Here is a 2643-nt window from a genome sequence, read left to right on the forward strand (position 1 = left end):
CGAGCCGTTGTTGGTCTGCGGCAGGAAGTTGCGGGTGTACCAGAAGTCCTGCGCGAAGTCCCACTGCAGGTAGTTGTCGCCGAAGAAGGTGGTGGTGTCCACCCGGCGGATCTTGACCCGGATGCCGGCTTCCTTGGCCTGCTGGGCGAAGACCTGCGCGGCGGCCACGGCGCCGGCCTGGATCGGCGCGGTGACGAGTTCGACGTCGAGCCCGTCCGGGTGCCCGGCCTCGGCGAGGAGCTCCTTGGCGCGGGCGATGTTCTGCTTGCGCTGCGGGAGGTTGTCTGCGAAACCCGGATCGTAGATGCCGTAGAGGTCATTGCCGACCGTGCCGTTGCCGCTGAGCACCTGTTCGATCATCTGCTCGCGGTCCACAGCCAGCCGGAAGGCCTGTCGGACGCGCTTGTCGTCGAACGGCGGGCGGTCCACGCGCATGGTGAACGGCAACCACATGCCGGTTTCCGAGTTGAGGATCTCCACGCGCGGGTCCGAGTTCAGGACCTCCAGCAGCGCCAGCGGGATCTGGCCGATGGCGTCCACCTGGGTGGAGAGCAGGGCGTTGATCAGCGCATCGTCATCGTTGAAGTTGAGGATCGACAGCTCGTCCAGGTAGGGCTGGCCATCGCGCCAATAGTTGTCATTGCGGGAGAAGACGCTGCTCTGTCCGGCCGTGAAGGACTTGACCTTGAATGGGCCGGTTCCCACAGGCTTGGCCGCGTCGTAGTCTGCGGGCACGATGCCCAGGGCGTACTGCCCGAGCGAGTCGTCGAAGGTTGAGGTGGGGGTATTGAGCCGGAATTCGACCTTGTGGTCATTGATCACCTTGACCTTGTCCAGGATCTTCAGGCTGGCCGCACCGGACTTGGGAGCGTCCGGGTCAACAATCCGGGCGAAGGTGGCGGCGACGTCGCGGCCGGTCATCGGCCGGCCGTCGTGGAACGTGACGCCCTGACGCAGTTCCACAGTCCAGGTCATAGCGTCCGACGACGGCGTGACCTTGGTGGCCAGCAGCGGCTTCAGCTCGAAGTTTTCATCCCGGTAGAGCAGCGACTCGTACAGGTTCACCACGCGGGCGATGTCCGTGGTGCCGACGGGGATGTGCGCGTCGAGGGTGTCCGCCGCGCCGCCGCCGGCGAGGCCGACCCGCAGATGTCCGCCGCGCTGGGGCGGGCCGCTGGGGGTGGGCAGCTGGTTGGCCTGGGAGCCGCCGCAGGCGGTGAGCACCGCGCCGAGGCCGAGGGCCATGCCGCCGCCGAGGATGTTCCGGCGGGACAGCGGTCCGGAGGCGACGGACTTGAGGCGGGAACCCGTCGTCGTGGTTGACGACGCGGGATGGTTGGCCGTGCTTCCGGCGGAATGTTCAGGGCCGGGCGGATTCGGTTCGAGGGGTGAAGGGTTATGCATTGACTCGTTTTCCTTTCGCAATGCGAAGTCGCGGCGAATCGGCCGCAGCTGGACTAGAGGCTGACGGAGCGGCCTATCCAGTCCGGAGGTTCGAGGGTGTCCGGGAGCCGGTGGCCCTCGATGGTGTCGGCGATCTGCTCCGGGAACGGAGCGGTGCGGCCGGTGCCGGAGTTCACGTGCAGGGCGAGTAGTTCTTCGGTGGCGATTAGGGTGCCGGCGTCAGACGCTGCGCCGTCGGGCTGCGTGCCCTCGGTAGCGGCACCGCCGGCGTCGCGCAGTGCGCTGTCGCTTGCTGCACGATCGGCGTCGTCCGGTTTACTTGAGGTCCGCATTTCGTGTGCCAGGTGGAGCTTTTTGGCACCCGCGCCGACCACCGTCGTCGTAATGGTCAACGGGGCGCCTTCGCCGGTTTCGGAGAGGTAGCGGACGTGCGCCTCGACCGTGTAGAGCGAGTTCCCGGTCTCCTCTCGGTACTGCGGGCCCATTCCGAGCAATTCCATCACCTGGTCGGTGGCGAAACCGAACGCGAGCACGTAGAACGCCTCGGACATGTGGCCGTTGTAGTCGATCCACTCGGGCAGCACGGTGCAGCGGTACTCGAGGGTGCGCTGCTCTACGGAAGCCGGCTGGTCCTGACCGCCGGGCTGGCCGCCGTCGGCATGCAGGTGCCGGACACCGGACTTGCCGCCGTCGGTACGCAGGACCTGTTCGTCAGCCATCAGCGCCGGGCCTTGATGCCGTCGACGATACCGCGGATGGCGATGATGGCCTCGTCCCGTTCGGCGATCAGCTCGTTCACGGAACGGTGCTCGGCGGCATCGACGCCGGCGACGACGTCGTTGCGCAGGTCTTCGGTTAGTTCCGGCGCTTCCAACCGGGTCCACGGGGACTTCAGCGACGGGCCGAAGTGGTCCAGCATGTGGCTCATGCCGCCCTGCCCGCCGGCCAGGTGGAAGGTCGTCATCGGGCCGTGGATTGGCCAGCGCAGCCCGGGGCCGTCCGTGATGGAGCGGTCGATCTGCTCCACGGTGGCCTCACCGGCGTCGATCATGTGCAGGGCCTCGCGCCAGAGTGCCTCCTGCAGCCGGTTGGCGATGAAACCGGGAACTTCGTGGTCCATGGTGATGACGGACTTGCCGATGTAGTCGTAGAACTCGGACGCCCACTTCACGGCCTCATCCGACGTCGCCTCGCCGCCGACAACCTCTACCAGCGGAATCAGGTACGGCGGGTTGAACG

General features: G+C 66.9%; 3 protein-coding genes. All 3 read right to left on the minus strand.

All coding sequences use genetic code 11. From position 1 onward, the window contains the following. Positions 1–1245 (minus strand): ABC transporter substrate-binding protein (locus Y707_RS27270; RefSeq protein ID WP_081744983.1); only part of this gene is annotated, 1245 nt, incomplete at its 3' end. Between the two features lie 212 nt (positions 1246–1457). Then, positions 1458–2123: a thioesterase family protein gene (locus Y707_RS0117840; RefSeq protein ID WP_081744984.1), complete on the minus strand. Its 666-nt coding sequence runs from the start codon at positions 2121–2123 to the stop codon at positions 1458–1460. Continuing rightward, positions 2123–2643, minus strand: a 521-nt coding sequence (locus tag Y707_RS27275; protein WP_035782452.1) for a 3-hydroxyacyl-CoA dehydrogenase family protein, incomplete at its 5' end; no start/stop codon positions are given. The genes Y707_RS27275 and Y707_RS0117840, both read right to left, overlap by 1 nt.

Origin of the sequence: Arthrobacter sp. H14, assembly GCF_000520495.1 — a bacterium.
Lineage (GTDB): Bacteria > Actinomycetota > Actinomycetes > Actinomycetales > Micrococcaceae > Arthrobacter_C.

Coding starts and splice junctions, on each gene's coding strand:
- Y707_RS0117840 (WP_081744984.1), bottom strand. CDS start 2,123: ATGGCTGACGAACAGGTCCTGCGTACCGACGGCGGCAAGTCCGGTGTC.